Origin of the sequence: Paracoccus alkanivorans (assembly GCF_003697785.1) — a bacterium.
GTDB lineage: Bacteria > Pseudomonadota > Alphaproteobacteria > Rhodobacterales > Rhodobacteraceae > Paracoccus > Paracoccus alkanivorans.
This window is the reverse complement of the sequence record NZ_QOKZ01000002.1, coordinates 659,766-684,352: the sequence shown is the minus strand read 5'-3', so window position 1 is coordinate 684,352 and position 24,587 is coordinate 659,766. Positions and strand designations below refer to the sequence as shown.

The window sequence follows — 24,587 nt, the reverse complement described above, 5'->3', positions numbered from 1 at the left end:
GGCGATATCCGCGCGCCCGGATGCCTGCCGCCCGATCGGCGGGGCGGCAGGCATTTGTGTCTCTGTCTTTCTTGAGTATCCCTTCCGCGTCTGGCAAAGCTTCGGCCTGTCGTTCGTGACGCGGGGTTTCGGTTGTGACCGGCGTAACCGGCCTTAAGATGGCGGTCGGATCAGTCTGGATAGCAGTCGGGGCGCGCGGATTGCCGCCCTGCAAGGGAGGATCGGATGAGCTACAAGGCGCCAGTCGAGCAGATCGAATTCATTCTGCGGCATGTCGTGCCCTATGGTGAGATCGCTGCCACGGAACGGTTCAGCGAGGCCGGTTTCGACACGGTCAGCGCGATCCTGACCGAGGCGGGCAAGCTGGCCGGCAATGTGCTCGCTCCCCTGAACCGCAATGGCGACGAGACGCCGGCGCGGCTGGAAAACGGCAAGCTGCGCTCATCGCCCGGCTTTGACGAGGGGTTCCGCGCGATTGCCGAAGGCGGTTGGGTCGGGCTGGCTGCCGATCCGGAGCATGGCGGCATGGGGCTGCCGCAGGCGCTCAACATGGCCGTGGCCGAGATGATGGCGGGGGCCTGCCTGTCGCTGCAACTCAACCCGCTTCTGACGCAGGGCCAGATCGAGGCGCTGGAACATCACGCCAGCGATGATCTCAAGGCGCTTTACCTGCCTAAACTGATCAGCGGCGAATGGTCCGGCACGATGAACCTGACCGAGCCGGGGGCGGGCAGCGATGTCGGTGCCCTGACGACGAAGGCCGAGCGGAACGGGGACGGCAGCTATTCGATCACCGGGCAAAAGATTTTCATCACCTGGGGCGACAGCGATGTGACCGGGAATGTCTGCCATGCGGTGCTGGCGCGGTTGCCGGACGGGGCAAAGGGCACCAGGGGAATCAGCCTGTTCATGGTGCCGAAACTCATCCCGGACGAGAACGGCAATCCCGGCGTTGCCAACAGCCTCAAGGTCGTCAGTCTCGAGGAAAAGACCGGCATCCACGGCAGCCCGACCTGTGTCATGAGCTATGAGGGCGCGACCGGCTGGCTGATCGGCGAAGAGCACAAGGGCATGGCGGCCATGTTCACGATGATGAACTGCGCCCGGCTCGGTGTTGGTATGCAGGGAATCGGTGTGGGCGAGGCGGCATTGCAGCAGGCCGTCACTTACGCGCAAGAGCGTATCCAGATGGGCCCGATCATCCGCCATCCCGATGTCCGGCGGATGCTGGCCACCGCGCGGGCCGAGATTTTCGCCGCCCGCGCCATCGCTCTGGCCTGTGCTACCGCGATCGATCTCGAACGGGCGACGGGTGATGCTGACCATGCTGCACGCGCGGCCTTCCTGACCCCGATCGCCAAGGCCTACGGCACCGATACCGGTTGGCGCGTGGCCGATACGGCGGTGCAGGTGCATGGCGGCATGGGCTATATCGAGGAAACCGGCGCGGCCCAATATCTGCGCGATGTCCGCATCACCCAGATCTACGAGGGCACGAACGGCATCCAGGCGATGGATCTGGTGGGGCGCAAGCTGTCTGACGGGGGAGAGGCGGCGGCACGGTTGCTCGACGAGATCCTCGACGGCGCCAAATCCGCGCAGGGCGACCATCCCGAACTGGCCAACGAGGTCTGGCAAGCCGCCGAAACCCTGCGGGAGGCGACCCAGACCATGCTGGAACGCGATTTGCCCGAACGTTTCGCGGGCGCTGTTCCTTACCTTTCCGCTTTCGCGCGGGTGTTGGGCGGATATTACCATCTGCTTGCCGTTCGTGCCGGGGGCGAGGCCCAGCTTGCGCTGGCGCGGGTCTTCATCCGCCGCGTCCTGCCGCGTTTCGGCACCGATCTGGAGGAGGCGCTGGCCGGGCTGGAGGATCTGACGGCCATCCGTGACGAGACACTGGCAGGGGAGATGGCAGGTTGATCGCAACCCCGTTCGAGACGCCGCCCGCCCGGGGTGAGGCGATTGCAGTCGCGGACGGGGTGCTGTGGCTGCGCCTGCCTCTGCCCATGGCGCTGGATCATGTGAATATCTATGCGCTCGAAGAGGGTGACGGCTGGACCATCATTGATACCGGCTTTGACACCCGTTTGACCCGCGAGATATGGGGGGGGCTGCGCAGCGGCCCGCTTGGCGGCAAGCCGGTCCGGCGGGTGATCGGCACGCATCATCACCCCGACCATATCGGGCTTGCGGGTTGGTTCATGCGCAGCGATGGTGCCGAATTGATGATGAGCCGGACCGCATGGCTTACCGCCCGGATGCTGCAACTGGACCTGCAGGAGCGCCCCACGCAAGAGGCGCTGGCTTTCTGGCGGCGGGCAGGCATGCCGCCGGAACTGCTGGAAAAACGCGCGGGCGAGCGGCCCTTCAATTTCGCGGATGTCGTTGCGCCGATACCGCTTGGCTATACGCGGCTGACCGACGGGCAGGAGGTCAATTTCGGCGGGCGCCGCTGGCGGGTCGCGATGGGGCACGGCCATGCGCCCTGCCATGCCACCTTCTGGTCGCAGGATGACGATCTGGTGATCGGCGGCGATCAGTTGCTGTCCTCGATCTCTCCCAATCTCGGCGTCCACCCGACAGAGCCCGAGGCCGATCCGGTCGGCGAATGGCTGGAAAGCTGCACCCGGTTGCTGGAACTGGCCGAGCCGCGGCATTTCGTGCTGCCGGGCCACAAGCTGCCTTTTACCGGCCTGCCCGACAGGCTGCGGCAATTGATCGATAACCATCACGGCGCTCTCGACCGGGTGGAAACCGCCTTGCGCGCCGCCCCCCGCAGCGCCGTCGAATGTTTCGACATCCTGTTCAAGCGCCGGATCGATGAGTCGGTTTTTGGTCTGGCATTGGTCGAGGCGGTGGCGCATGTGAACCATCTGCGCCACAAGGGTGTGATCCACGCGGTCGGCGAAAGGGATGGCGCGGCACTGTGGGGGGCGTGACAGCGCGCCCGGTTTCGGCTATCGGATGGCCAAGGACAAACCGGAGGGCAGGCATGGCCACGCATCACGAGATTACCGAACACGAACATGGCAGCATGGATATCACCCAGCAGAAGCAGACTTTCGCCGGCTTCGTCCGCATGGCGATATGGGTCTCGGTGATATCGATTCTCGTGCTGATCTTCATGGCGCTGACAAACGCCTGATTACCGGCGCGGGAACATATCATGAAAAGACGCGTTTTTATCGCGGCGGCCCTGCCGGCGGCTTTGTCCGCATGCGGCGCTGACAATATCTGGGCCAGCGACGAGGCGGTGCGTGCCGCGCGTTTCGTGTCGAACGAGCCGCCCTCGATCACGCTGTTCACGGTTATCAGCATTCCCGGTGGCCGGGGCGGGCATACCGCGCTGATGATCAATGGCAGCCAGCGGGTCATCTACGACCCGGCGGGCAGCTGGAACCATCCGCGGATTCCTGAACGCCATGACGTGCTTTACGGGATTACCGACAATTTCAAGAATTTCTATATCGATTACCACGCACGCGAGACCTATTGGGTCGCCGAGGATACCGTGCCGGTTACCCGTGAGGTCGCCGATATCGCGATTCGCAGGGTCGAGGCGAACGGCGCCGCCAACAAGAGCTTTTGCGCGGTCGAGACCGGCACTGCCCTGCGCGGCGTTCCGGGCTTCGAGAACGCGCCGACCGGCTTTTCTCCGATCAGGATGCGCGAATGGTTCCTCACCTTGCCGGGCGTGACCTCGAAGCGGCACAGGGATGGCGATCCGGCGAATAACCACAATGTGCTCATCCGCCAGAAGGATGGCACGATGACCGGCTACCCCAGGACGTAAAGCATCCCGAACAGCGTAATGGCGCCGCCGAGGATAGCGAGGATGATATTTTTGGTCAGGACGCCCACGGCCACCGTCACGGCGGCTGCCGACAGCCGGGCGGGGTCCGGCTGTCCCCCGGTCGCGGCGGGCCACATGACCAGCGGCGCGACCAATGCGGGCAGGACGGCGACGGGCGTATAACGCAACATGCGCATGAACCATTGCGGCAGGTCGCGATTGCCCAACGCGCCAAGAAAGGACCAGCGGATAAGGAAGGTGCCGATCCCCAGCAGGATGATCACTACCCAGATGGTCAGGTCCGAATACCCGCCGCTCATCCCCGCGCCTCCTTCCGCCGTTCGGCCCGGATTTCGGCCCATGCGCCGGTCGCCATGCCAAGCACCGCCGCGATCATCATCCCCAGACCAGAAGGCAGCCATGCCAGTGCCAGCGCCGCGACGATCGCGACGAAACAGGCTGCCATATGCGCATAGGTGCGTAACATGGGCGCGATCATGGCGAGGAAGGTGATCGGGATGGCGAAGTCCAGCGCGATTCCCTCGGGGATGGCCCGCCCGAGCGTCGCTCCCAGCCAGCTGACCGCGACCCACGGAACGCAAAGCGCCACCGCCGCGCCAAGGAAATAGGCCAGCCGCTGCTGCAGGCTCAGGCGCGGATGCCGCTCGTAATGCTGGATCGCCAATGCATAGGTCTGGTCGATCAGGACATAGGCGATCCAGGCTTTCTGCTTGCCCGAGGCGCCTTTCAGCCACGGCACCAACGATGCCGAATACATCGCCATACGCAGGTTGACGGCAAGGCTGGACAGGATCACCACCCATACCGGTGCATGGTCCGACAGCAGCTGCACGGCGGTGAATTGCGATGCCCCGGCCAGGACCAGCACCGAGAAGCCGAGGACCTGCGCGATATCGATACCGGCCTCCAGCGCCACGACGCCGAAAAGCAGTGCAAAGGGAACAATGACGATCAGGAAGGGCAGGGTCTGGATCATGCCATGGTAGAATGCCTGAACCGGGCTGCGCGCCAATGCGCGCGCGCTGGCGGCATCGGCGGCGGCTTGCCGTGGCTGTGGTTGCGGGGCTGGCGAGGGAGCCATGGCGGCGCTATTCCTGTCTGTCATGCAAGCCTCTTGCTTGCATGATGTGCAGTGAGAGGCAAGCACCCGATGAAGATTTGCGCCCCGGTTCCCGATGCCGCCCTGCCGCAAGCCATCCAGCTATGGCGCAGCGCCTTCGGAAGCCCGGGCAGGGCAGGGCGTCCCTGTGCCGAGAACGCGATCGCCGCGATGCGTGGGGAGGTGATCGAGGGGATCGTCGGGCTTCGCGACCATCGGGGCGGTTTCCTTGCCGCATCGCCGCCATTGGCACGGCTGTTGTTCCGGCCCGCGCCACCGACCGCGGATCTGGTTCTTGACGGCATTGTCGTGCGTCATCCCCGCCGGGGCTGCGGCCGCGCCCTGATTTTTGCGGCCGAGGCCGAGGCGCGCCGCCGCCGCCGGGATGGGCTGCGGGCCGAGGTGCGTCTGCGGAACCGTGACGCGATGGCCTTCTATCGAAGCCTCGGTTTCGTCGAGGAAACGCGTGGCCGCTTTGGGTGGCCGTGGTCGGGGATGGTTGCAGTCATGCGGAAACCGATCTGATCGCGCGGAACCTGCCAGCGATTCCGGAGCCGGACAAGGAACGGGAGGCGACCGGAGCCGTGAATGGGCCGAGGTGTCAGCGAAACTGCTTGGCGAGTTTCAGGCCCTGTCCCTGGTAATTCGAGCTGATCCCCGACCCGTAAAGCTGCCGGGGCCGTGCGGCCATGCGCTCATAGACGAGCCGGCCCACGACCTGACCATGTTCCAGCACGAAGGGCGCCTCGTGGCAGCGGACCTCCAGCACGCCACGGGCGCCTGCGCCGCTGCTGCCGATGCCGAAGCCGGGATCGAAGAAGCCCGCGTAATGGACGCGGAATTCGCCTACCATCGCCAGGTATGGCGCCATCTCGGCTGCGTAATCGGCGGGGATTGCCACCGATTCGCGGCTGACCAGGATATAGAAGGCACCGGGGTCGAGAATCAACCGGCCATCCGAAGTGCGCAATTCGTCCCAGAACTCGGCCGCGGGATATTCGCCGATCCGGTCCAGATCGATCACGCCACTATGCGGACGGGCGCGATAGCCCACCAGATCGCCGCTTTCGGGCCGCAGATCGACCGAGAAGCCAAGCCCCTGATCGATCAGCGCCTCGCCGCCCATCAACGGTTCGCGGGTGTTCAGGGCGTGCAATTCGGTGTCGCTCAGTATTGCCTGACCGCGCCGCAGCCGAAGCTGGTTCAGGCGCATGCCGGGACGGACGAGGACCGAGAAGGAGCGCGGGCAGATCTCGGCATAGAGCGGGCCGTCATAGCCTTCGGGCAGGCGGTCGAACTCGGTGCCGTCATCGGTCACCAGCCGGGTCAGCAGGTCCAGCCGGCCGGTCGATGATTTCGCATTCGCCACTGCCGTCAGACCTTCGGGCAGCCGCAGCCGCTCCATCAGCGGGACAAGATAGACGCAGCCACGTTCGAGCACCGCGCCCTCCGTCAGGTCCATCTGGTGCATCCGCAGATCCTCCAGCCGGTCGGCGATGCGCCTGCCCTTGCCCGCCAGAAAGCTGGCGCGCAGGCGGTAGGCGGTATTGCCAAGGCGCAGATCCAGGCTGGCGGGTTGGATCTGCTCGGGGGTGATCCGGGGCTCGGCCGCGATCACGCCCGCTTCGATCAGGTGGCGGATTTCGCTGTCAGGCAGAACACCGTTCATGACTCTCCCCGAAAATCTGCGGTGGATATGGAAACGCCCATCCCGATGAAGGGATGGGCGGTTTCGGAATGGTCGGGCCGGCGAGATTCGAACTCGCGGCCTTCCGCCCCCCAGACGGACGCGCTAACCAGGCTGCGCCACGGCCCGACGCGGGCCATATAGAGCGAAGAAAGAGGGCTGCACAAGGGCCCTGAGAGGGAAATCTGCACCAATTCGCGTCGAGGGGGCCGAATGGTGTCAGTAATGCCGGGAGATGGCATCGCGAAGCTGCTTGCATTGCCGATAGGCGGCAACGGTCAGGCGGTCCGCCCGGCGCAGACGGGCAGCGGTGCCGACCAGGCGGGACAACCAGATGCCATCCCCCTCGGCGGAAGATGCGGCGAGATCGGGAAACAGTGGCAGCGATTGCGTGATGTCCCCGGCAGGACGTTTGCGTGAGCGGGGCCTTGAGGGCTGGCTGGACATTTCCCGAGGCTCCTCTGTGGCAGACTGAACCGGTTGGGACAGCGCGGATTGCATTGAGGTGCCGGTCACAGCGGGGATTGCCTCTTCCGTCGCGGAATCCAGTGCCGCACCGTTGAGACGGGCTGCGCCACGGTCGCGAATGCTTTCGCCACGGTCGCGAGCCATGAGCTTTTTTGCACCGCGGATCGTCAGCCCCTCTTCGCGCAGCACCTCGCAAAGCCCGGCCACAAGCTGCACGTCATCGGGCCGGTAATATCGCCGGCCATCGGGGCGCTTCATCGGTTTGAGCTGCGGGAATTGCGTTTCCCAATAGCGCAGCACATGCGGGGCAACCCCGACCATCTTGGCGACCTCGCCAATGGACCGAAATGCATCCGCCCGTTTTTCCATCCGTCAGCTGCGACCCTCAGCGCTTGTTGCCGGCGGCAACACGATCTTTCATCAGATGCGATGGCCGAAAGGACAGGACCCGGCGCGGTGTGATAGGCACCTCCTCGCCCGTCTTCGGATTCCGGCCGATCCGCTCGTTCTTGTCGCGGATGCTGAATGTGCCAAAGGATGAAATCTTGACCTGTTCGCCGCGCACAAGTGCGTCGGAAATATGGTCCAGCACCGCTTCGACCAGCTGCGCGGATTCGTGCCGGGACAATCCGACATCCCGAAAAACCGCTTCGGCCAGATCCATCCGGGTCAGCGTTTTGTCGCCCATGATCTTCCCTCTTTTGTGACGGCAGGATGGTTCGGTTTGCCGAACCTGTCAATGCAAAGGGCGGAGAAATCGTTCTCTGCCCGTGACTTGGGCCGCAGTTTTGCGCGAATTACTGCGCACATTCCTAAATCCTGGCCAGATCGGGGCTCGGCTGCGTGCGGCCGAGGTTGAAACGGGGCCGAGGTGTCGCGCCAGGTCGCGTAATCCCGCAGATAGGAGATCTGGCTGGCATAGACACTGCAGACGAAGGCTTGGCCTCCTTCGGTCGCCAATGCTCCTCACCGGCCTGTCCATCGTGCGAAAACCCGATTCGTTATTGGTCACACCATAGGGCGGGTAAACCATGCCGACCTTGCTATGAACCCGTTATACAGGTCGGCCCGCCCCGCTGCTGGATCCGGTCCACATAGTCGATGGCGTTGCGATCGGCATCGCCGCGACCGCTTGCCAGCCCGCGAATCATGTCCCGGCTGGCCCGCAGCGCGCCGGTGAGTTTGAACACCGATGTAAGGACCATAGCGCCGGTCACGATGAACCGCATCCGCCGCATGTCGCCACGGCTGATCTGTTGCTTCCGGGTAATAGCGGGCCCAGTCCGGCCTTGCCCGAGCGATGACCGCGACATGGATCGCATGCAGCAGCCCCGGCATCATGCCCGGAAGGGAGCGGATCATGGATTTGAAACGGCTGCTGTGCTGACCTATCTTAAAGGGAATGAAAGGAGAGCGATATGGCCGGAGGATGGGCCCGCGACGACGCGGTGAACGAACAGATCGAAATCAGCACGGCCGAGGCCATCGCCCGCGCGAAAGCGCGCGCCGCCCGGCCCCAGGATGTCGCCTCCGCCGAGTTCTGTGCCGAATGCGACGAGCCGATCCCGCAGGCCCGCCGCGAAGCGATTCCCGGCGTGCAGCTCTGCGTCACCTGCCAGTCCGGTCGGGACAAGGCCCGCCGTCCCACTGGCGGCATCAATCGCCGTGCCAGCAAGGACTCCCTGTTGAAATAACGGCTTGCGCCTTCTTCTTCATCAAAATGTCCCGGGGGGAGCCCTTTCGGGGGCGGGGGCAGAGCCCCAAACAGTTACCAGCGCAGAACCGCCGAACCCCAGCTCAGCCCGCCGCCGATGGCTTCGGTCACAAGAACATCGCCCGGCTTGAAGCGGCCTTCACCATCCGCCACCGACAGCGCCAGCGGAATCGAGGCTGCCGAGGTATTGCCATGATCGGCGACCGTGAGGACGACTTTCTCCATCGGCAGGCCCATCTTTTGCGCCGTGGCCGAGATGATGCGCAGATTCGCCTGATGCGGTACCAGCCAATCGACCTCGCCGGGGGTGAGCCCGGCCTTGTCCAATGCCGCATGGGCGGTCTTGGCCAGCTTCTCGACGGCATGGCGGAAGACCAGGTTGCCCTGCATCCGCAATTGCCCGGCCGTGCCGGTGGTCGAAACGCCGCCGTCGACGTAAAGCAAATCGCGATACTTGCCGTCGCTATGAAGATCGCAGGCCAGGATGCCTCGATCGCTGTTGTCTCCCTTGCCCTCCTGCGCTTCAAGGATCACGGCGCCGGCCCCGTCGCCGAACAGCACGCATGTCGTCCGGTCGGTCCAGTCCATGATGCGCGAGAAGGTTTCGGCACCGATCACCAGAACGCGGTCCACCTGTCCGGAGCGGATCATCGCATCGGCATTCGCCATCGCAAAGACGAAGCCCGCGCAGACGGCCTGAACGTCAAAGGCAAAGCCCCGGGTCATTCCCAGCCCTGCCTGCACCATCGTCGCGGCTGCGGGAAAGGTGAAATCGGGGGTCGATGTCGCCAGGACGATGCCGTCCAGATCGTCCGGCTGCAGCCCGGCCTTGTCCAGCGCGGCGCGGGCGGCACGGATGCCCAGGTCGCTGGTGGTCTCGCCCTCGGCCGCGAAATGCCGCCGTTCGATGCCGGTGCGTGTCCTGATCCACTCGTCCGAAGTGTCCAGCTTGTCCTCGAACCAACTGTTCTCGACCACGCGTTCGGGCAGGTAATGCCCCGTTCCGGTAATGACAGCGCGACGAATCACGATGCGATCCCTCCTGTTTCTGTGCCAGAGGGCAGCGTGGCGGCGCTTTGAGCAACGCGGGCGGCCAAGCGGTCCTGAAAGCCGGATTTGGTCAGTTGAAAGGCCAGTTTGATCGCCGCCGACACGCCGGTGGCGTCGGCCGATCCATGCGATTTGACGACCGTCCCGTTGAGGCCCAGGAAAATCCCGCCATTCACGCGGCGCGGATCGATCCGCTTCTGAAGGCGCTTGAGCGAGGTCATGGCCAGCAGGGCGGCGAATTTCGACATGATCGAGTTGGCAAAGGCTTCCCGCAGGAACTCGCCAACCAGCTTGGCGGTGCCCTCGCCGGTCTTCAGGGCGATATTCCCGGTGAAACCGTCGGTCACGATGACATCGACACGCGAAGAGGGCAGATCGCCGCCTTCGACAAAACCGACATATTGGAAATTCCCGGTCTCGGCGGCTGCCGTGATCAGTTCATTGGCCTGCTTCAACTCGGCCCGCCCCTTGTGCTCTTCGGTGCCCACATTCAGCAACCCGACCCGCGGCTCGGCGATATCCATGCCGTTGCGTGCGTAAGAGGCGCCCATCAGCGCATATTGCAGCAGATCCGGCGCATCGGCCCGGATATCCGCGCCCACATCCAGCATGATGTTGAAGCCGCCGGGGTTCTTGGATGGCCACAGGCAGGCGATGGCGGGGCGGTTCACGCCGGGCAGCTTGCGCAGCCGCAGCATCGACAGGGCCATGAGCGCGCCGGTATTGCCGCAGGACACCGCTGCCCCCGCCTCGCCGGTCTTGACCGATTCGATGGCGGACCACATCGAGGTGCCATTGCCCTTGCGGACGATCTGGCTGGGCTTGTCCTCCATCGTGATCACGCCCGCCATGTGGCGAATGTCGCAGCGCCCGGACAATTCCTTGCGGCGCTCGATCAGGCGGCGAAGCTGGGCTTCGTCGCCATGCACCACGAACCGGATCTCGGGGTTTTTCCTGGCGCTTTCAGCCATACCCGCCACCACGACCGAGGGACCGCGGTCGCCTCCCATCGCGTCAACCGAAATCACCACGCTGCCCCCGTCTTCAGGGGCGCGCGATGCCGGACTGGTCGGATCGGTGGTCATCAGGTGGCGAAGCCGGCCCCGATCAGGCCGCGTCGTCGTCGAGATCGATTTCGTTCGCCTGCGCGACAACTTCGCGGTCGGCATAGTGGCCGCAGGACGGGCATACGTGATGCGGGCGCTTCAATTCGCCGCAATTCGGGCATTCGTTGGGGTTCCCGGCGACCAGAGCATCATGCGCGCGACGCATGTTGCGCTTGGAACGGGTTACGCGGTTCTGAGGGACAGCCATGTCACAACCTCGGTTAGCTGGGTGCGGCGCCTTTGCGGCAAGCGCACCATGTGTTTTGAATTCGCAAATGAACCGCGCAGATACGCCATGACGGTCGCGCCCGCAAGCCCTTGCAACAGTGCCGTGGCCGGAAATGTGCCCTATCCACCACTCGGAACACGGATCGTGGCCCCAAATACGGTCTTGCGCAAGATGATTCCGCCAGGCGACCGGCAAAGGCCACGGCCGGGGCAGGGCGGTCAGCCCTGATTCCCTTCCCCCTTCAGCAGCTTGTCCAGGCCGGCGAAGGGCTTGCGGGTGTCCGCCTCGGTTTCCTCTTCGGCGATTCCCGGCAGTTCTGCGTCCTCGGCACGGGGATACTGGGGCAGGGCCAGGGTCAGTTCCTCGATCATGACCGCCGTCAGGTCGATGAACTGGCCCAGAGGCTCCAGCGTTTCGTCGGGCATCTCGATTTCTTCGCCTTCGGGAGGGCGGATATGCGGGGAATAATGGCGATGTATCTCTTCGGCCAGATCGGTCTTTACCGGTTTCAGCGTAATCACGCAGGATTGCACCACGCGGGCGGTCAACCTTCCCTGCAGGAGCCACGCATCGCCGCCCTCGGCCCGCAATTCGCCCCGCAACTCCAGTTCCGGCAGGCCCTGCAACCCCAGTTCTTCGGCGATAGCGGCGCGTGTCTTTTCATCGGGGCGTAATGTAAAGGGAGTAGGTGCACGCGGGTTCAGATGCGCCACTCGCAGGCGTTGCGGATGAGAATCGGGGGCGGTCATGTCGGGCCTCTGGCGTCGGTCGGCGGGTTGGATCGGCTTTTTTGCCGCAGGACCGGGTAGCGCAACCCCCGACCGCCGATGGATATTCTTGAGCGCCGGGTGCGAGTTTGCTAAGCCGGTCGGGCCGCGTCAACCGTCCGAGCAGAGGGATAACATTTTCATGGCCGCAATTCGGCAGATGCTGATCCTGGTCCTGGTGACCATTCTCGGGCTTGCAGCCTGTTCTCCGGTCTATCGCAATCACGGCTTCGTGCCGCCTGATATCGATCTGGCCCAGGTCGTGGTAGGAGAGACCACGATGGACCAGCTTCCGGCGCTGATCGGACGCCCCTCGGCACAGGGGCTGCTGACGGGTTCGGGATGGTATTACGTGGGCTCGCGCTGGCGTCATTACGGTATCAGAAAGCCGCAAGAGGTAAATCGAGAAGTCGTCGCGATCTCCTTTGATTCGCAAGGGGTTGTCAGAAATGTCGAACGGTTCGGGCTGGAGCGCGGACGGGTGGTCACCCTGTCGCGCCGTGTCACCGATACCGGCGTGACAGAGATCTCGCTGATCGGGCAGATCCTTGGCAATCTGGGCAATATCCAGGCCGGCGATTTCATCGACTGAGCTTGTTGCGGCGGGCCTGCCCCTGTCCTGATGTTCAGGGCAAAGGGCAAGCCGGCGGGAGTCGGGATCATGACCGCGCTTGACGATCTTGCAGCCACGCCTTTCCACGATGCCGATTCGGCGCAGCGGTCGCGAATGCTGTCGCGACTGGCCGATACGGAACTTTCCGTCGCGCTTGAGGGCGAGCCTGCCGGGGACCGGATCGAGCTGCGAATCTTTCCGCTCGAAAGCGGGCCGGTCGCGCTGGCCTGCGATGGCGAGGACCGGTTGGCAGATTTCTTTGGTGCGCCGGTCGCCTATGCCGCGATGCCGGGACGGGTCCTGGCCGGATTGCTGCGTGGCGAAGGGGCGGGCTTGCTGGTCAATCCCGGCCATCCCTCCGAAATGCTGCTGGACGCCGGGATGCTCGATTGGCTGACCGAAGTGCTGGCCGTCGCACCGGACACCGCCGAGATGCGGCTGCGCCTGACTGCTCCGGCCCCCGCCACGGTCGAGTCGCTTGCCGAGCCGCTGGCCACCCGGCTGGCCGATATGCACGGTTTGATCGGCGGCGCGGCGCTGGCTGGTATCCGGGGCGAGGACGGCCCTTCGGCGCATCTGCTGCTGATCGCCGGGGCCGAGGCCGGGCATCAGCCCGCCATCGCCAAGGCGCTGGCCGAGGCGCTTGCCTTCCTGCCGCCGCAGCCGGGGGGCGTGGATATCAGCTTTTCCGATGCCGCTCCGCCGCCCGGCGCCCTTCGCTTCGACCTGACACCGGCCGAGCCACCGCGCCCGGAGCGTCCCAAGACCCCGCCACGCCTGCGCTGAATTATCTGCGCAGTTGCGCCCGCGTCATCGAACTGACAAAAAAGGCGAATGCATTTGCGTCACAAGGCCCTGTCCGTTCATCTTCTCACCGCGACCGGCGCGGTCCTGTCCATGCTGGCGATGCTGGCGGCGGCGAAAGAGGAATGGTCGCTGATGTTCCTCTGGCTGGTCGTCGCTTTCGCCGTGGATGGTGTCGATGGCCCCCTGGCCCGCAGATATGAGGTCAAGACGAACTGGCCCACCTATGACGGTGTGCTGATGGACCTGATCATCGATTACCTGACCTATGTGTTCATCCCGGCCTTCGCACTGTTCCAATCGGGGCTGCTCTCGGGCTGGACCGGCTGGTTCGCGATTATCGTGATCACTTATGGCAGCGTCGTATATTTCGCCGATACGCGAATGAAAACGAACGACAATTCCTTTGCCGGGTTTCCGGGCTGCTGGAACATGGTGGTGCTGGTTCTCTTCGCGGTCAAACCGCATTGGCTGACAATCCTGGTCATAGTCGTGCTGCTGACCGTCGCCATGTTCACCAATATCAAGTTCATCCATCCGGTCCGCACCGAAAGATGGCGGGCGATTTCGCTGCCGGTGGCGGTCCTGTGGGTGATCTTCGCGGCCCGCGCCGCATGGGTCGATTTCCACCCGTCAAGCTGGGCCATCTGGGGGCTCGTCCTGACCTCGGTCTGGCTCTTGCTGGCCGGCTTGCTGCAGCAATTGCTGCCCGAACGCAGGTAAGGCACCGAGGACGGGCCTCCCGTTTCTTCTTCACGCAAATATCCCGCCGGGGGCCGGGGATGCGAAACCCCCCGGCTGTCGCAGGACGCAGGCCCGGCACAGCCCCAAACAGCTTGCCTGCACGCCCGATCCGTCCGATGATCCGGCAAAGGCAAGGATCGGGGGGCATATGCTTGATTTGCTGAAATCATCCGTCGCGGCGCTGGCACTGATGGCCGGCGGGGCCGCCGCGCAGGATTCGATCACCCTGGGGATGGTGCTGGAGCCGCCCAATCTCGACCCGACCGGCGGGGCCGCCGCCGCGATCGACGAGGTGGTCTACGCCAATGTCTTCGAGGGGCTGACGCGTTTCGGCCCCGATGGCGGTATCCTGCCCGCGCTGGCTTCAAGCTGGGAGGTGGAAGAGGATGGCCGGATCTACGTCTTTCACCTGCGGGAGGGCGTGATATTCCATGACGGGGCGGAGTTCACCGCCGAGGACGTGGTCTTCACGCTCGACCGGGCGCGGGCCGAGGATTCCACCAATGCGCAGAAGGTGCTGTTCGAGGGAATCGAGAGCGTCGAGGCGGTGGACCCGCTGACCGTCCGGGTCACGCTGACCGCGCCGGACGGGAACTTCCCCTTCAAGATGGCATGGGGCGACGCGGTGATGGTCGATGAGGCCAGCGTCGCCGATCTGGCCACCAGGCCGATTGGCACCGGTCCGTTCAAATTCGACGAATGGGCGCAGGGCGACCGGGTCGAACTGTCGGCCTTTGACGGCTATTGGGGCGAGAAACCGGCGCTGCAACGGGCCACATTCCGCTTTATCGGCGATCCGACCGCGGCTTTCGCGGCGATGATGGCGGGTGATATCGACGCTTTCCCGAATTTCCCCGCACCCGAGACCCTGCCGCAGCTGGAGGCCGATCCGCGCTTCAAGGTGATCGTCGGCACCACCGAGGGCGAGACGATCCTGGCAATGAACAATGCCCAGCCTCCGCTGGACGATATTAAGGTCAGGCAGGCCATCGCCCATGCGATCAACCGGCAGGACATCATCGACGGGGCGATGTTCGGCTATGGCACCCCGATCGGCAGCCATTTCGCGCCGCATCATCCCGATTACGCCGATCAGACCGCGAAATCCGCCCATGATCCCGAGGCTGCGGGGGCCTTGCTGGAAGAGGCAGGGGCAGGACAGGTCAAGTTGCGCCTCGCCCTGCCGCCGACGCCCTATGCGCGGCGCGGGGGAGAGATCGTGGCGGCGCAGCTGCGCGAGGTGGGGATCGAAACCGAGATCACCAATATGGAATGGGCGCAATGGCTGGAAAGCGTCTTCAAGGGCGGCGATTTCGACCTGACCGTGATCAGCCATACCGAGCCCCTGGATATCGATATCTATGCCCGGCCGGATTACTATTTCCACTATGCCAAGCCGGAATTCGTCGCGCTGATGGACGAGTTGCAGGCGGCGACCGATCCGGAACAGCGCAGCGCGCTTTATGTCAAGGCGCAAGAGATGATCGCGGATGATTATGTCAACGCGTTTCTGTTCCAGCTTGCGCGGACCGGTGTGGCGAATGCCAGGATCGAAGGGTTGTGGGAGAATGCCCCGACCCAGGCCAATGACCTGACCGGGGTGCGTTGGGTGGAATAATCCCGCCCGGCGGATGGCGGGCCAATGAAAACCGGCGGGCATATCGCAATGCCCGCCGGTTCCTGTTTCATGCCTCAAGGGTCAGGCGAATTTTCTGATCTCGCCCGAACGCAGCCGCGACACGTAGCTTGACAACTCCACCTTGACGATCGGCATCAGGAAATACAGTGCGATGATGTTCACGACCGCCATCGCGAAGATTGCCGCATCCGAGAAGTCGAGGACCGAGCCAAGCTGGATCGTTGCGCCGAGAAAGACGAAGAAGCAGAACAGCAGCTTGTAGATGATCTCCTTGGTCTGTCCCTCGCCGAACAGGTAGGTCCAGGCTTTCAGGCCGTAATAGCTCCAGGAGATCATCGTCGAGAAGGCAAACAGCACCACCGCGACAACCAGCACATAGCGGAACCAGCTGAAGGTGCTGCTGAAGGCGGCGGATGTCAGTGCCACCCCGCTGCTGCCGTCCAGCGTCTTGATCGCCTCGCCGGCCTCGTCCAGCACGAACATGCCGGTTGCGGGATCGGTGACCAGTTGCCCGGTGATGACGATGACCAGTGCGGTCATGGTGCAGATGACAACCGTATCGATGAATGGCTCCAGCAGAGATACGAACCCCTCGGTGATCGGTTCCTTGGTGCGCACCGCCGAATGGGCGATGGCGGCCGAGCCGACACCGGCCTCGTTCGAGAAGGCGGCGCGGCGGAAGCCCTGGATCAGTGCGCCGATGGCTCCACCGACGATCCCGCTTTCGGTGAAGGCGCCAGAGATGATCTGGCCGAAGGCGGTTCCGATCATGTTGAAATTCATCAGGATGATGATGAGCGCCGTCCCGACGTAAAGGATGCCCATGAAAGGCACGACTTTCTCGGTCACGCTGGCGATGGATTTCAGGCCACCAATGATGACCAGAAAGACGATACCGGCGAAGATCACGCCGGTGATCCAGCCCGGATAATCCCCGATGACATTGGAAAGCTGCGCATGGGCCTGGTTCGACTGAAACATGTTCCCGCCGCCCCAGGAGCCGAGGATGCAGAAGATCGCGAACATGACGCCAAGGAACTTGCCGCCGGGCAAACCGCGCTCGGCAAAGCCCTTGGTCATGTAATACATCGGTCCGCCCGATACGGTGCCGTCATCGTATTCGTTGCGATATTTCACGCCGAGCGTGCATTCGGTGAATTTCGATGCCATGCCGAGCAAACCGGCGAGAATCATCCAGAATGTCGCGCCGGGTCCGCCGACGCCCACGGCGACTGCCACGCCGGCGATATTGCCAAGACCGACCGTGCCCGACAGCGCTGTGGCGAGCGCCTGGAAATGGCTGACCTCGCCTGCGTCATTCGGATCGGAATAATCCCCTTTCACCAATGCGATGGCATGCGGAACCATCTTGAACTGCACAAAACCGAAATAGATGGTGAATACCATCGCCCCGGCCACCAGCCAGCCGACGATCCACGGGAAATCATAGCCGAAGATATTGAATGTGTAGAATATTATATTGACGAACCAGCCTGTCGCATAGCCGAAATACTGGTCGAATACCGCGTCGATTCCCTGCGCCAGGGCCGGGGCCGCGCCGAGCAAGGTCATCCCGAATGCGGCGGCGAGCATATGCATTGCACGAAAAGTCATGATGAATACTCCTTGGCGTTCAGGGGACAATGGTTACCGGTACCGGCGCGACTTGCGCCAATGTGCCCGCGACGGAACCAAAGATGCGCGATGACAGGCCCGAATGCCCCATCCGCCCGATCATGATCAGCGCGGCATCCTCGTCCTTGGCGATCTGGACCAGCGTTTCGGCGATATGGCCGTATTTCAGCACCGTCGAGACAGGCACGCCCGCCGCCTCGACCTTGGCCGTTACCGGGGCGAGAATCGCCGTTTCCGCCCGGGTCAATTCCTCCTGCCGGCGCTTGTGCCGTTCCTCCAACTCGTTCGGGGTCAGGAAGCTGTAGGGAGACCACTCCAGCACATGGGCGATGACAATGCTGTCACCCTGCGCCTTGGCGCGGGTAGTCGCGAAGTCCAGCGCACGATGCGATGCTTCGCTGCCGTCGAAACCGACGACGATTTTCCGGGACATTTCTTCCTCCTTGATGATGTTTATCATTATTATTGATGGATCGAGGATAGGCGTGCAGGGAGGCATGGGGCCAGCAAAAAATATGACGCATGCGTAATGTTGCGCAGTCATGGCCTTGTCCGGTCAGGAAAAAAGGCGGGTTTCGTCCGGTGTGCCGGGCATCCGGTGAAAGGATCGGCGCAACGGATACGATTTTTCCCTTTTCAAGCCGGATCATGGGCGGCATATTCCGCCACATGACTCGGATGCGACATATCGCCACCGCCACTACCGCGCCCTTTGGCGCGCTTCTGGCCGTGAATCTCCGTGGTCTGCTTCTTCTTACGCTGCGCTGAGCGGGTCTTCCCGGGCCGCCGCTCAGTCAGGTCAGTGCCCGGGGCGCGCGCACAAACCCCTCACATGAGTGTAAGAAAGACGACCAGATGACTGACCAGAACCGCGTATACATCTTTGACACCACCCTGCGCGATGGCGAGCAATCGCCGGGTGCCACGATGAGCCATGCCGAAAAGCTGGAAATCGCCCAGATGCTGGACGAGATGAATGTGGATATCATCGAGGCAGGCTTCCCCATCGCCTCCGAGGGCGATTTCGCCGCTGTGAGCGAGATCGCCAAACAATCGAGAAACAGCGTGATCTGCGGCCTCGCCCGCGCCCAGATCCCGGATATCGACCGCTGCTGGGAGGCGATCAGGCACGCGAAGCAGCCACGCATCCACACCTTCATCGGCACCTCGCCGCTGCATCGCGCGATCCCCAACCTGGATATGGACCAGATGGCCGAACGGATCGAGCAGACCGTGACCCATGCCCGCAACCTGTGCGACAATGTGCAATGGTCGCCGATGGATGCGACAAGGACCGAGCATGACTACCTGTGCCGGGTGGTCGAGATCGCCATCAAATGCGGGGCGAGCACGATCAATATTCCCGATACGGTGGGCTATACCGCGCCGCGCGAAAGCGCCGAACTGATCCGCATGCTGCTGGAACGGGTGCCGGGCGCCGACGAGGTGATTTTCGCGACCCACTGCCATAACGACCTGGGCATGGCGACGGCGAATTCGCTGGCTGCGGTGGAGGCCGGCGCGCGGCAGATCGAGTGCACGATCAACGGGCTGGGCGAGCGGGCGGGCAACACCGCGCTGGAAGAAGTGGTCATGGCGATGCGGGTGCGCAACGACATCATGCCCTTCAGCACTGGCATCGACACCACCAGGATCATGGGGCTGTCGCGCCGGGTGGCCCAGGTCTCGGGTTTCCCGGTGCAGTTCAACAAGGCCATCGTCGGCAAGAACGCCTTCCTGCATGAATCCGGCATCCACCAGGACGGTGTGCTGAAGAATGTCGAGACATTCGAGATCATGAAGCCCGCCGATATCGGGCTGAACGAGAACAACATCGCCATGGGCAAGCATTCCGGCCGCGCCGCCCTGCGCGCCAAGCTGGCCGATCTGGGCTACGAGGTCGGGGACAACCAGCTCAAGGATATCTTCGTGCGTTTCAAGGCCTTGGCCGATCGAAAGAAAGAAGTCTATGACGATGATATCGTCGCGCTGGTGCAGGATGCCGCCGCCAATACCGGCGACGATTACCTGCAGGTCAAGCATCTGCGGGTGATCTGCGGCAGCGACGGACAATCCGCAGACCTGACCATGATCGTGGGGGGCGAGGAGAAATCCGTGCATTCCACCGGCGACGGCCCCGTGGATGCCTGCTTCAATGCGGTGAAGAAGATTTTCCCGCATGACGCGGAACTGCAGCTCTATCAGGTCCACGCGGTGACCGAGGGCACGGATGCCCAGGCCACGGTCAGCGTCCGGATGGAGGAGGATGGCCGCATCGTCACCGGCCAGTCATCCGATACCGACACGATCCTGGCCTCGGTCAAGGCCTATGTCGGGGCGTTGAACCGGCTGATCGTGCGGCGCGAAAAGACCGGCAAGGACAGCGACGCGAAACAGATCAGCATGTATTCGCATTGACCGGATATCATCGGTGGGGCCCGGCTGGTCCGGGCTCCGTTCCTTCGAAAATGCGATTCCATCGCCTTGCTTAACGGTTTGTTAGCCCTTTTCATGCTGATTGCGCCGTGACGGGCGCATATCCGGCTTTCGTGCAGTCCTGCCAGCCGGTATACGCGGAGCCTCTCGACAGGGGCTTTCGTCAACGGTGTTAGCCTTCTATATGGGGCGACGTCTTTTCCCGTGGCGCGATTCCGCAAAAGCACACGGGAAAGGGACGGAAAACGGGGCAGGCCGGGACCAACCGGCGCGAAAGGGATACGTGCATGGCATTCGGGGGATTGTTTTCGACCGATATCGCAATCGACCTTGGGACGGCGAATACGCTGATCTATGTCAAGGGCAAGGGGATCATTCTGAACGAGCCCTCGGTCGTCGCCTATCACGTCAAGGACGGCAAGCGGCAGGTGCTGGCCGTGGGCGAGGACGCGAAACTGATGCTGGGCCGCACGCCCGGCAGTATCGAGGCGATCCGGCCGATGCGCGAGGGCGTCATCGCCGATTTCGACAGCGCCGAGCAGATGATCAAGCATTTCATCAAGAAAGTGTTCAAGCGTACCACCTTCTCCAAGCCCAAGATCATCGTCTGCGTGCCGCATGGGGCAACCCCGGTCGAGAAACGCGCCATCCGGCAATCGGTCCTGTCGGCGGGCGCCCGCAAGGCCGGGCTGATCGCGGAGCCGATTGCCGCGGCCATCGGCGCGGGCATGCCGATCACCGAGCCCACCGGCAGCATGGTCGTCGATATCGGCGGCGGCACAACCGAGGTCGCGGTGCTGTCCCTGGGCGATGTGGTCTATGCGCGCTCGGTCCGGATCGGCGGCGACCGGATGGACGAGGCGATCATCAATTACCTGCGCCGCAACCAGAACCTGCTGATCGGTGATTCGACCGCCGAGCGGATCAAGACCTCTATCGGCACCGCGCGAATGCCCGATGACGGGCGCGGGGCGACGCTGATGGTGCGTGGTCGCGATTTGTTGAACGGCATTCCCAAGGAGATCGAAATCTCTCAGGCGATGATCGCCGAGGCGCTGACAGAACCGATGCAGGCGATCTGCGAGGCGGTGATGGTCGCGCTGGAGGCGACGCCTCCGGATCTGGCCGCCGATATCGTCGATCGCGGCGTGATTCTGACCGGTGGCGGCGCCATGCTGGGCGAGTTGGACCTGGCGCTGCGCGAGCAGACCGGCCTGTCGATCAGCCTTGCCGATCAGCCGATGAACTGCGTTGCCCTGGGAACGGGCAAGGCATTGGAATATGAAAAACAGCTCCGTCATGTGATAGATTACGAAAGCTGAGACCAACCGCGCGGAGGCGCTGAATGGCGCGCAAGGGACCAGATTTCGCCACGCCGATCCGCCGCGTCCTCATCGCGCTGCTGGCGATTGCATTGGCCGGGCTGTTCCTGTTCTGGCGAATCGACAGCCCGCGCGCCGAAAAGATGCGTACGGCGGTGATCGACCGGGTTGTGCCCAGTTTCGAATGGGCGATGGCCCCGGTCACGCAGATCAGCGAGATGATCGCGGGCTTTCAGTCTTATGCAAGGCTCTATGAACAAAATCAGGAGCTTCGCCGGGAGTTGCGGAAGGCCGCCGAATGGAAGGAGGCGGCCGTCAGGCTGCAGGAGGAAAACTCCAAGCTTTCGGCGCTGAACGATGTTCGCATCGACCCTGCGCTGACCAGCGTGACCGGCGTGGTCATGGTGGATTCGGGCACGGCCTTCCGTCAGTCGGTCCTGCTCAATGTCGGTGCCCGCGATGGCATCGTCGATGGCTGGGCGACAATGGATGGCCTGGGTCTGGTGGGGCGGATTTCTGGCGTCGGCCAGCGCACCAGCCGTGTCGTGCTGCTGACCGATCCTTCCTCGCGGGTGCCGGTCACCATCCAGCCTTCGGGCATACGTGCTCTGTTGACCGGAGATAACAGCGCCTATCCCCTGCTTGAGTTCATCGAGACCCCGGACAATGTGCGCGCCGGGGATCGTGTCGTCACCTCCGGAGATGGTGGCGTCTTTCCGTCCGGGCTTCTGGTCGGGCATGTTGCCGAGGGTGCGGATGGCCGGACAAGGCTGCGATTGGCGGCCGATTACGGGCGGCTGGAATTCCTGCGCGTGCTGCGCGCTCATCCCGAGGAGCAGTTGACCGATGCCGGGGCGCTGATTGTGCCGGAGGCGGAGGAGCATGACCTGATAGGCCCGCCGCTGCCCGAGGAGTTTTTCGAAGCCGATCGGGGCGCCGAGGCCCTTTTGAGCGGGTCATCGCAGTGATCGAGAATGTGCGAAGACAGGTCCTTCTCGGTGCGGGTCTTTTCATTCTCTGCCAGGCACTGATCCTGTTTGCGCGGCTTTTGCCGCTCTGGACCGGCCATATTGGCCGGCCCGGCCCGGATCTGGCGCTTTGCCTGCTGTTCGTATGGCTCTTGCGCCGCCCGGATCAGCTTGCCGCCCCGATGATCGCCGGGTTGTTCCTGCTGGAGGATGTCCTGCTGTTGCGGCCGCCGGGTCTCTGGGCTGCCATCGTCCTGATCGGCAGCGAATTCGCCCGCTCGCGCGAGAACCGTTGGCGCGATCAGCCGTTTATGATTGAATGGCTGCGGGTCTCGATCCTCATGGGCGTCATGATGCTGGGCTATCGGATGGTGCAGTTTCTATTCCTGTTGCCTGTGCCTGCATTCGGGAACGTGCTCCTGCAATATATCTCGACCGTGGGCTTTTATCCGCTGGTCGTCCTTGCCGCGCGCTGGCTGATCGGGTTGCGCAGGATCAGCCCGGCAGAGGCCGAGATGATGAGATACAGCCGATGAAGAAATCGCCGCGCGAAGTCATGGAAAGCAGCCGCATGCTGGGGCGGCGGGGTCTGATGCTTGGCGGTGTCCAGCTTGGCATAGCCATGGCCCTGGGATTGCGGCTGCGAACCATGCAGCTTGAACATGCCGACGAATACCGGATGTTGTCGGACGGCAACTCCATCAAGATTCGCTTGCTGCCGCCCGCCCGGGGGCTGATCCATGACCGCACGGGAGCCGTCATTGCGGGTAATGAACAGAATTACCGTGTCACCCTGACCCGCGAAGAGGCGGGCGGAGATGTCGAAGCGGTTCTGCGCCACCTGTCGCGACTGATCCCGATCAATGATGCGCGGATGGCGGAATTGCTGGACGAGTTTTCCCGGCGATCCGCGATTACCCCCATCGTGCTCGCGGATCGCCTGAGCTGGGAGCAGTTCAGTTCTATCGCGGTCAATGCGCCCGCCTTGCCCGGGGTGACGCCGGAATCCGGCCTGTCGCGCGTCTATCCGCGATCCCATGATTTGGCGCATGTGCTTGGCTATGTAGGACCGGTTTCGGATTACGACCTGTCAAAGATCGAGAATCCAGATCCGGTGCTGATGCTGCCCGAGTTCCAGCTTGGCAAGGTCGGTGTCGAGGCCAAGATGGAGACGGAACTGCGCGGCACGGCGGGAGAGCGCCGGGTCGAGGTCAACAGCGCCGGGCGCGAGATGCGCGAACTCAGCCGGAAAGAGGGCCAGCAGGGCGCCACGGTGCAACTGACCATCGATGCGGGGCTACAGAATTACGCGGCGCAGCGAATGGGAACGGAAAGTGCGGCCGCGGTGGTCCTCGATGTCCAGACCGGCGAGGTGCTGTGCTCCTGCTCCACGCCCAGCTTCGATCCGAACAAGTTCGTGCGCGGTATTTCCGGCCCCGATTACCGCTCGCTGATGGAGCATAACCACCGGCCTCTCGCCGACAAGACGGTTCAGGGGGTCTACCCGCCCGGCTCGACCTTCAAGCTGGTCACGCTGATGGCAGGGCTCGAAGCGGGTGTCATCAATGGTGGCTCCAGTTTCTACTGCCCCGGATATGTCGAGGTGGGGGGGCGGCGTTTCCACTGCTGGCGGCGTGGCGGGCATGGCCAGATGGACGCGATCCAGAGCCTCGAACAAAGTTGCGACGTCTACTATTACGAACTGGCGCAGCGTGTCGGCATTGACCGCATCGCCGAGATGGCGCGCAAGCTGGGCATTGGCGTGAGGCACGACCTGCCGATGTCGGCCATCGCCCAAGGCATCGCGCCCGACCGCGCCTGGAAACGCGAAAGATACGATCAGGAATGGCAGATCGGCGACAGCCTGAACGCCTCGATCGGGCAGGGCTTCGTCCTGGCCTCGCCGATGCAACTCGCGGTGATGACCGCGCGGGTCGCCTCGGGCAGGCTGATCTCGCCGCGATTGGTGCGTGCCATCGACGGTGTGCCGCAACTGAGTGAGGAATTCCCCGATCTGGGCTTCGATCCCCGGAACTTGCAGCAGGTCCGGGCGGGAATGGACGCGGTGATGAATTCCGCGCGCGGCACGGCACGCAGTTCGCGGATCATTGCCGAGGAATGGCGCATGGCCGGCAAGACCGGCACCAGCCAGGTGCGCAATATCACCGCGGCCGAGCGCGCCCGTGGCGTGGTTTCGAATGAACAGCTGCCATGGGAAAGGCGCGATCACGCGTTGTTCGTCTGCTTTGCGCCGTATGAGCAACCCCGTTTCGCGGTCTCGGTGGTGGTCGAGCATGGCGGCGGCGGCTCGACGGTTGCGGCCCCGATCGCCCGCGACATCCTGCTTTACGCGCTGGCGGGGGGATTGCCACCGCTCGATTCCGTTCCCGAGGCGCAAAGGGCCGAGATGGAGGCCCGGCACAAGATGATGAAGCTTTATACGCCCGAGCCGCCCAAATCCGGCCGGTCGTCGCAGGCCTGAGGGGACA

General features: G+C 63.5%; 27 protein-coding genes and 1 tRNA gene. 15 read left to right on the top strand and 13 right to left on the bottom strand.

Annotated elements, in window-relative coordinates; genetic code table 11:
* The first annotated feature begins 225 nt into the window (after window positions 1–225).
* From C9E81_RS07975 to C9E81_RS07960, 4 genes are read left to right on the top strand one after another with little or no spacing between them, the layout of a single operon-like run.
* Window positions 226–1,923, top strand: a complete 1,698-nt coding sequence (locus C9E81_RS07975) for an acyl-CoA dehydrogenase (RefSeq protein ID WP_122111745.1) — start codon at window positions 226–228, stop codon at window positions 1,921–1,923.
* The gene (locus C9E81_RS07970; RefSeq protein WP_243698573.1) at window positions 1,923–2,942 is read left to right on the top strand and encodes an MBL fold metallo-hydrolase; all 1,020 of its coding nucleotides are present in this window, start codon (window positions 1,923–1,925) and stop codon (window positions 2,940–2,942) included. The genes C9E81_RS07975 and C9E81_RS07970 overlap by 1 nt, the downstream gene beginning before the upstream one ends.
* 53 nt (window positions 2,943–2,995) lie before the next feature.
* Window positions 2,996–3,148 (top strand): aa3-type cytochrome c oxidase subunit IV, encoded by a 153-nt coding sequence (locus C9E81_RS07965; protein ID WP_122111744.1) that lies wholly within the window; start codon window positions 2,996–2,998, stop codon window positions 3,146–3,148.
* A 21-nt stretch (window positions 3,149–3,169) separates the two neighbouring features.
* Window positions 3,170–3,796, top strand: a complete 627-nt coding sequence (locus tag C9E81_RS07960) for a hypothetical protein (protein ID WP_122111743.1) — start codon at window positions 3,170–3,172, stop codon at window positions 3,794–3,796.
* Here the strand turns inward: C9E81_RS07960 and C9E81_RS07955 are convergent.
* Both C9E81_RS07955 and C9E81_RS07950 read right to left on the bottom strand, forming a co-directional pair.
* Window positions 3,781–4,116 (bottom strand): AzlD domain-containing protein, encoded by a 336-nt coding sequence (locus C9E81_RS07955; RefSeq protein ID WP_122111742.1) that lies wholly within the window; start codon window positions 4,114–4,116, stop codon window positions 3,781–3,783. The two genes, C9E81_RS07960 and C9E81_RS07955, sit on opposite strands and share 16 nt — an antisense overlap.
* Window positions 4,113–4,922, bottom strand: coding sequence for an AzlC family ABC transporter permease (locus C9E81_RS07950; RefSeq protein ID WP_425010621.1), 810 nt, complete (start codon window positions 4,920–4,922; stop codon window positions 4,113–4,115). The genes C9E81_RS07955 and C9E81_RS07950 overlap by 4 nt, the downstream gene beginning before the upstream one ends.
* 45 nt (window positions 4,923–4,967) lie before the next feature.
* On the opposite strand from C9E81_RS07950, the gene C9E81_RS07945 reads away from it, so the two are divergent.
* A complete protein-coding gene (locus tag C9E81_RS07945) occupies window positions 4,968–5,441 on the top strand; it encodes a GNAT family N-acetyltransferase (RefSeq protein ID WP_122111740.1) in 474 nt (157 codons plus the stop codon).
* A 76-nt stretch (window positions 5,442–5,517) separates the two neighbouring features.
* Here C9E81_RS07945 and C9E81_RS07940 read toward each other — a convergent pair whose 3' ends face one another.
* The 5 genes from C9E81_RS07940 to C9E81_RS07920 form a co-directional block, all read right to left on the bottom strand.
* The gene (locus C9E81_RS07940; protein ID WP_122111739.1) at window positions 5,518–6,585 is read right to left on the bottom strand and encodes a 2'-deoxycytidine 5'-triphosphate deaminase; all 1,068 of its coding nucleotides are present in this window, start codon (window positions 6,583–6,585) and stop codon (window positions 5,518–5,520) included.
* A 69-nt stretch (window positions 6,586–6,654) separates the two neighbouring features.
* A tRNA-Pro gene (locus tag C9E81_RS07935) sits at window positions 6,655–6,732 on the bottom strand.
* Between the two features lie 90 nt (window positions 6,733–6,822).
* Complete coding sequence (locus C9E81_RS07930) at window positions 6,823–7,440, bottom strand: MerR family transcriptional regulator (protein WP_122111738.1); 618 nt, start codon at window positions 7,438–7,440, stop codon at window positions 6,823–6,825.
* A 16-nt stretch (window positions 7,441–7,456) separates the two neighbouring features.
* The gene (ihfA, locus tag C9E81_RS07925) at window positions 7,457–7,759 is read right to left on the bottom strand and encodes an integration host factor subunit alpha (protein WP_122111737.1); all 303 of its coding nucleotides are present in this window, start codon (window positions 7,757–7,759) and stop codon (window positions 7,457–7,459) included.
* Between the two features lie 355 nt (window positions 7,760–8,114).
* Window positions 8,115–8,300, bottom strand: a complete 186-nt coding sequence (locus C9E81_RS07920; RefSeq protein WP_147457571.1) for a hypothetical protein — start codon at window positions 8,298–8,300, stop codon at window positions 8,115–8,117.
* Window positions 8,301–8,489: 189 nt separating this feature from the next.
* Between C9E81_RS07920 and C9E81_RS07915 the strand changes: the two genes are divergently transcribed.
* The gene (locus tag C9E81_RS07915) at window positions 8,490–8,765 is read left to right on the top strand and encodes a DksA/TraR family C4-type zinc finger protein (protein ID WP_122111735.1); all 276 of its coding nucleotides are present in this window, start codon (window positions 8,490–8,492) and stop codon (window positions 8,763–8,765) included.
* A gap of 74 nt (window positions 8,766–8,839) precedes the next feature.
* Here C9E81_RS07915 and C9E81_RS07910 read toward each other — a convergent pair whose 3' ends face one another.
* The 4 genes from C9E81_RS07910 to C9E81_RS07895 form a co-directional block, all read right to left on the bottom strand.
* Entirely contained in the window at window positions 8,840–9,814 is a 975-nt protein-coding gene (locus C9E81_RS07910) for a beta-ketoacyl-ACP synthase III (RefSeq protein ID WP_122111734.1), read from the bottom strand.
* Window positions 9,811–10,920, bottom strand: a complete 1,110-nt coding sequence (gene plsX, locus C9E81_RS07905) for a phosphate acyltransferase PlsX (protein ID WP_122111733.1) — start codon at window positions 10,918–10,920, stop codon at window positions 9,811–9,813. Before plsX ends, C9E81_RS07910 begins: the two co-directional genes overlap by 4 nt.
* A 22-nt stretch (window positions 10,921–10,942) precedes the next feature.
* The gene (gene rpmF, locus C9E81_RS07900; protein WP_106690150.1) at window positions 10,943–11,149 is read right to left on the bottom strand and encodes a 50S ribosomal protein L32; all 207 of its coding nucleotides are present in this window, start codon (window positions 11,147–11,149) and stop codon (window positions 10,943–10,945) included.
* Between the two features lie 239 nt (window positions 11,150–11,388).
* Window positions 11,389–11,919, bottom strand: a complete 531-nt coding sequence (locus C9E81_RS07895; RefSeq protein ID WP_122111732.1) for a YceD family protein — start codon at window positions 11,917–11,919, stop codon at window positions 11,389–11,391.
* Between the two features lie 160 nt (window positions 11,920–12,079).
* Here C9E81_RS07895 and C9E81_RS07890 point away from each other — a divergent pair, with 160 nt between their 5' ends.
* The 4 genes from C9E81_RS07890 to C9E81_RS07875 all read left to right on the top strand — a co-directional run bounded on the left by C9E81_RS07890 (window position 12,080) and on the right by C9E81_RS07875 (window position 15,716).
* The gene (locus C9E81_RS07890) at window positions 12,080–12,529 is read left to right on the top strand and encodes an outer membrane protein assembly factor BamE (RefSeq protein WP_122111731.1); all 450 of its coding nucleotides are present in this window, start codon (window positions 12,080–12,082) and stop codon (window positions 12,527–12,529) included.
* A gap of 69 nt (window positions 12,530–12,598) precedes the next feature.
* Window positions 12,599–13,336 carry an SseB family protein gene (locus C9E81_RS07885; RefSeq protein WP_122111866.1) on the top strand — a complete coding sequence of 246 codons (738 nt, stop codon included), beginning with the start codon at window positions 12,599–12,601 and terminating at the stop codon, window positions 13,334–13,336.
* 48 nt (window positions 13,337–13,384) lie between these two features.
* Window positions 13,385–14,077, top strand: coding sequence for a CDP-alcohol phosphatidyltransferase family protein (locus tag C9E81_RS07880; protein WP_122111730.1), 693 nt, complete (start codon window positions 13,385–13,387; stop codon window positions 14,075–14,077).
* A 169-nt stretch (window positions 14,078–14,246) separates the two neighbouring features.
* Window positions 14,247–15,716: an ABC transporter substrate-binding protein gene (locus C9E81_RS07875; protein WP_122111729.1), complete on the top strand. Its 1,470-nt coding sequence runs from the start codon at window positions 14,247–14,249 to the stop codon at window positions 15,714–15,716.
* A gap of 81 nt (window positions 15,717–15,797) precedes the next feature.
* On the opposite strand, the gene C9E81_RS07870 is transcribed toward C9E81_RS07875, so the two are convergent.
* Entirely contained in the window at window positions 15,798–17,336 is a 1,539-nt protein-coding gene (locus C9E81_RS07870; protein WP_122111728.1) for an alanine/glycine:cation symporter family protein, read from the bottom strand.
* A 34-nt stretch (window positions 17,337–17,370) separates the two neighbouring features.
* Entirely contained in the window at window positions 17,371–17,805 is a 435-nt protein-coding gene (locus C9E81_RS07865; protein ID WP_122111865.1) for a universal stress protein, read from the bottom strand.
* A 422-nt stretch (window positions 17,806–18,227) separates the two neighbouring features.
* Between C9E81_RS07865 and C9E81_RS07855 the strand changes: the two genes are divergently transcribed.
* The 5 genes from C9E81_RS07855 to mrdA all read left to right on the top strand — a co-directional run bounded on the left by C9E81_RS07855 (window position 18,228) and on the right by mrdA (window position 24,580).
* The gene (locus tag C9E81_RS07855; RefSeq protein WP_122111726.1) at window positions 18,228–19,790 is read left to right on the top strand and encodes a 2-isopropylmalate synthase; all 1,563 of its coding nucleotides are present in this window, start codon (window positions 18,228–18,230) and stop codon (window positions 19,788–19,790) included.
* A 305-nt stretch (window positions 19,791–20,095) separates the two neighbouring features.
* Entirely contained in the window at window positions 20,096–21,130 is a 1,035-nt protein-coding gene (locus tag C9E81_RS07850; protein ID WP_122111725.1) for a rod shape-determining protein, read from the top strand.
* A gap of 23 nt (window positions 21,131–21,153) precedes the next feature.
* Window positions 21,154–22,098, top strand: a complete 945-nt coding sequence (gene mreC, locus C9E81_RS07845) for a rod shape-determining protein MreC (RefSeq protein WP_122111724.1) — start codon at window positions 21,154–21,156, stop codon at window positions 22,096–22,098.
* A gap of 8 nt (window positions 22,099–22,106) precedes the next feature.
* Complete coding sequence (locus C9E81_RS07840; RefSeq protein WP_243698551.1) at window positions 22,107–22,634, top strand: rod shape-determining protein MreD; 528 nt, start codon at window positions 22,107–22,109, stop codon at window positions 22,632–22,634.
* On the top strand, window positions 22,631–24,580 hold the full coding sequence (gene mrdA, locus C9E81_RS07835; protein WP_122111722.1) for a penicillin-binding protein 2: 1,950 nt from the start codon (window positions 22,631–22,633) through the stop codon (window positions 24,578–24,580). The genes C9E81_RS07840 and mrdA overlap by 4 nt, the downstream gene beginning before the upstream one ends.
* Window positions 24,581–24,587 lie beyond the last annotated feature (7 nt).

Excerpts from the sequence above, each read along its gene's own strand:
- C9E81_RS07950 (WP_425010621.1), bottom strand. The coding sequence starts at position 4,922 with ATGACAGACAGGAATAGCGCCGCCATGGCTCCCTCGCCAGCCCCGCAA.
- C9E81_RS07940 (WP_122111739.1), bottom strand. The coding sequence starts at position 6,585 with ATGAACGGTGTTCTGCCTGACAGCGAAATCCGCCACCTGATCGAAGCG.
- ihfA (WP_122111737.1), bottom strand. The coding sequence starts at position 7,759 with ATGGGCGACAAAACGCTGACCCGGATGGATCTGGCCGAAGCGGTTTTT.
- C9E81_RS07945 (WP_122111740.1), top strand. The coding sequence starts at position 4,968 with ATGAAGATTTGCGCCCCGGTTCCCGATGCCGCCCTGCCGCAAGCCATC.
- C9E81_RS07890 (WP_122111731.1), top strand. The coding sequence starts at position 12,080 with ATGGCCGCAATTCGGCAGATGCTGATCCTGGTCCTGGTGACCATTCTC.
- C9E81_RS07855 (WP_122111726.1), top strand. The coding sequence starts at position 18,228 with ATGACTGACCAGAACCGCGTATACATCTTTGACACCACCCTGCGCGAT.
- C9E81_RS07880 (WP_122111730.1), top strand. The coding sequence starts at position 13,385 with ATGCATTTGCGTCACAAGGCCCTGTCCGTTCATCTTCTCACCGCGACC.
- mreC (WP_122111724.1), top strand. The coding sequence starts at position 21,154 with ATGGCGCGCAAGGGACCAGATTTCGCCACGCCGATCCGCCGCGTCCTC.
- C9E81_RS07850 (WP_122111725.1), top strand. The coding sequence starts at position 20,096 with ATGGCATTCGGGGGATTGTTTTCGACCGATATCGCAATCGACCTTGGG.
- C9E81_RS07960 (WP_122111743.1), top strand. The coding sequence starts at position 3,170 with ATGAAAAGACGCGTTTTTATCGCGGCGGCCCTGCCGGCGGCTTTGTCC.
- C9E81_RS07975 (WP_122111745.1), top strand. The coding sequence starts at position 226 with ATGAGCTACAAGGCGCCAGTCGAGCAGATCGAATTCATTCTGCGGCAT.
- C9E81_RS07875 (WP_122111729.1), top strand. The coding sequence starts at position 14,247 with ATGCTTGATTTGCTGAAATCATCCGTCGCGGCGCTGGCACTGATGGCC.
- C9E81_RS07920 (WP_147457571.1), bottom strand. The coding sequence starts at position 8,300 with ATGCGGTTCATCGTGACCGGCGCTATGGTCCTTACATCGGTGTTCAAA.
- mrdA (WP_122111722.1), top strand. The coding sequence starts at position 22,631 with ATGAAGAAATCGCCGCGCGAAGTCATGGAAAGCAGCCGCATGCTGGGG.
- plsX (WP_122111733.1), bottom strand. The coding sequence starts at position 10,920 with ATGACCACCGATCCGACCAGTCCGGCATCGCGCGCCCCTGAAGACGGG.
- C9E81_RS07865 (WP_122111865.1), bottom strand. The coding sequence starts at position 17,805 with ATGTCCCGGAAAATCGTCGTCGGTTTCGACGGCAGCGAAGCATCGCAT.
- C9E81_RS07930 (WP_122111738.1), bottom strand. The coding sequence starts at position 7,440 with ATGGAAAAACGGGCGGATGCATTTCGGTCCATTGGCGAGGTCGCCAAG.
- C9E81_RS07955 (WP_122111742.1), bottom strand. The coding sequence starts at position 4,116 with ATGAGCGGCGGGTATTCGGACCTGACCATCTGGGTAGTGATCATCCTG.
- C9E81_RS07895 (WP_122111732.1), bottom strand. The coding sequence starts at position 11,919 with ATGACCGCCCCCGATTCTCATCCGCAACGCCTGCGAGTGGCGCATCTG.
- C9E81_RS07885 (WP_122111866.1), top strand. The coding sequence starts at position 12,599 with ATGACCGCGCTTGACGATCTTGCAGCCACGCCTTTCCACGATGCCGAT.
- rpmF (WP_106690150.1), bottom strand. The coding sequence starts at position 11,149 with ATGGCTGTCCCTCAGAACCGCGTAACCCGTTCCAAGCGCAACATGCGT.
- C9E81_RS07965 (WP_122111744.1), top strand. The coding sequence starts at position 2,996 with ATGGCCACGCATCACGAGATTACCGAACACGAACATGGCAGCATGGAT.
- C9E81_RS07915 (WP_122111735.1), top strand. The coding sequence starts at position 8,490 with ATGGCCGGAGGATGGGCCCGCGACGACGCGGTGAACGAACAGATCGAA.
- C9E81_RS07870 (WP_122111728.1), bottom strand. The coding sequence starts at position 17,336 with ATGCATATGCTCGCCGCCGCATTCGGGATGACCTTGCTCGGCGCGGCC.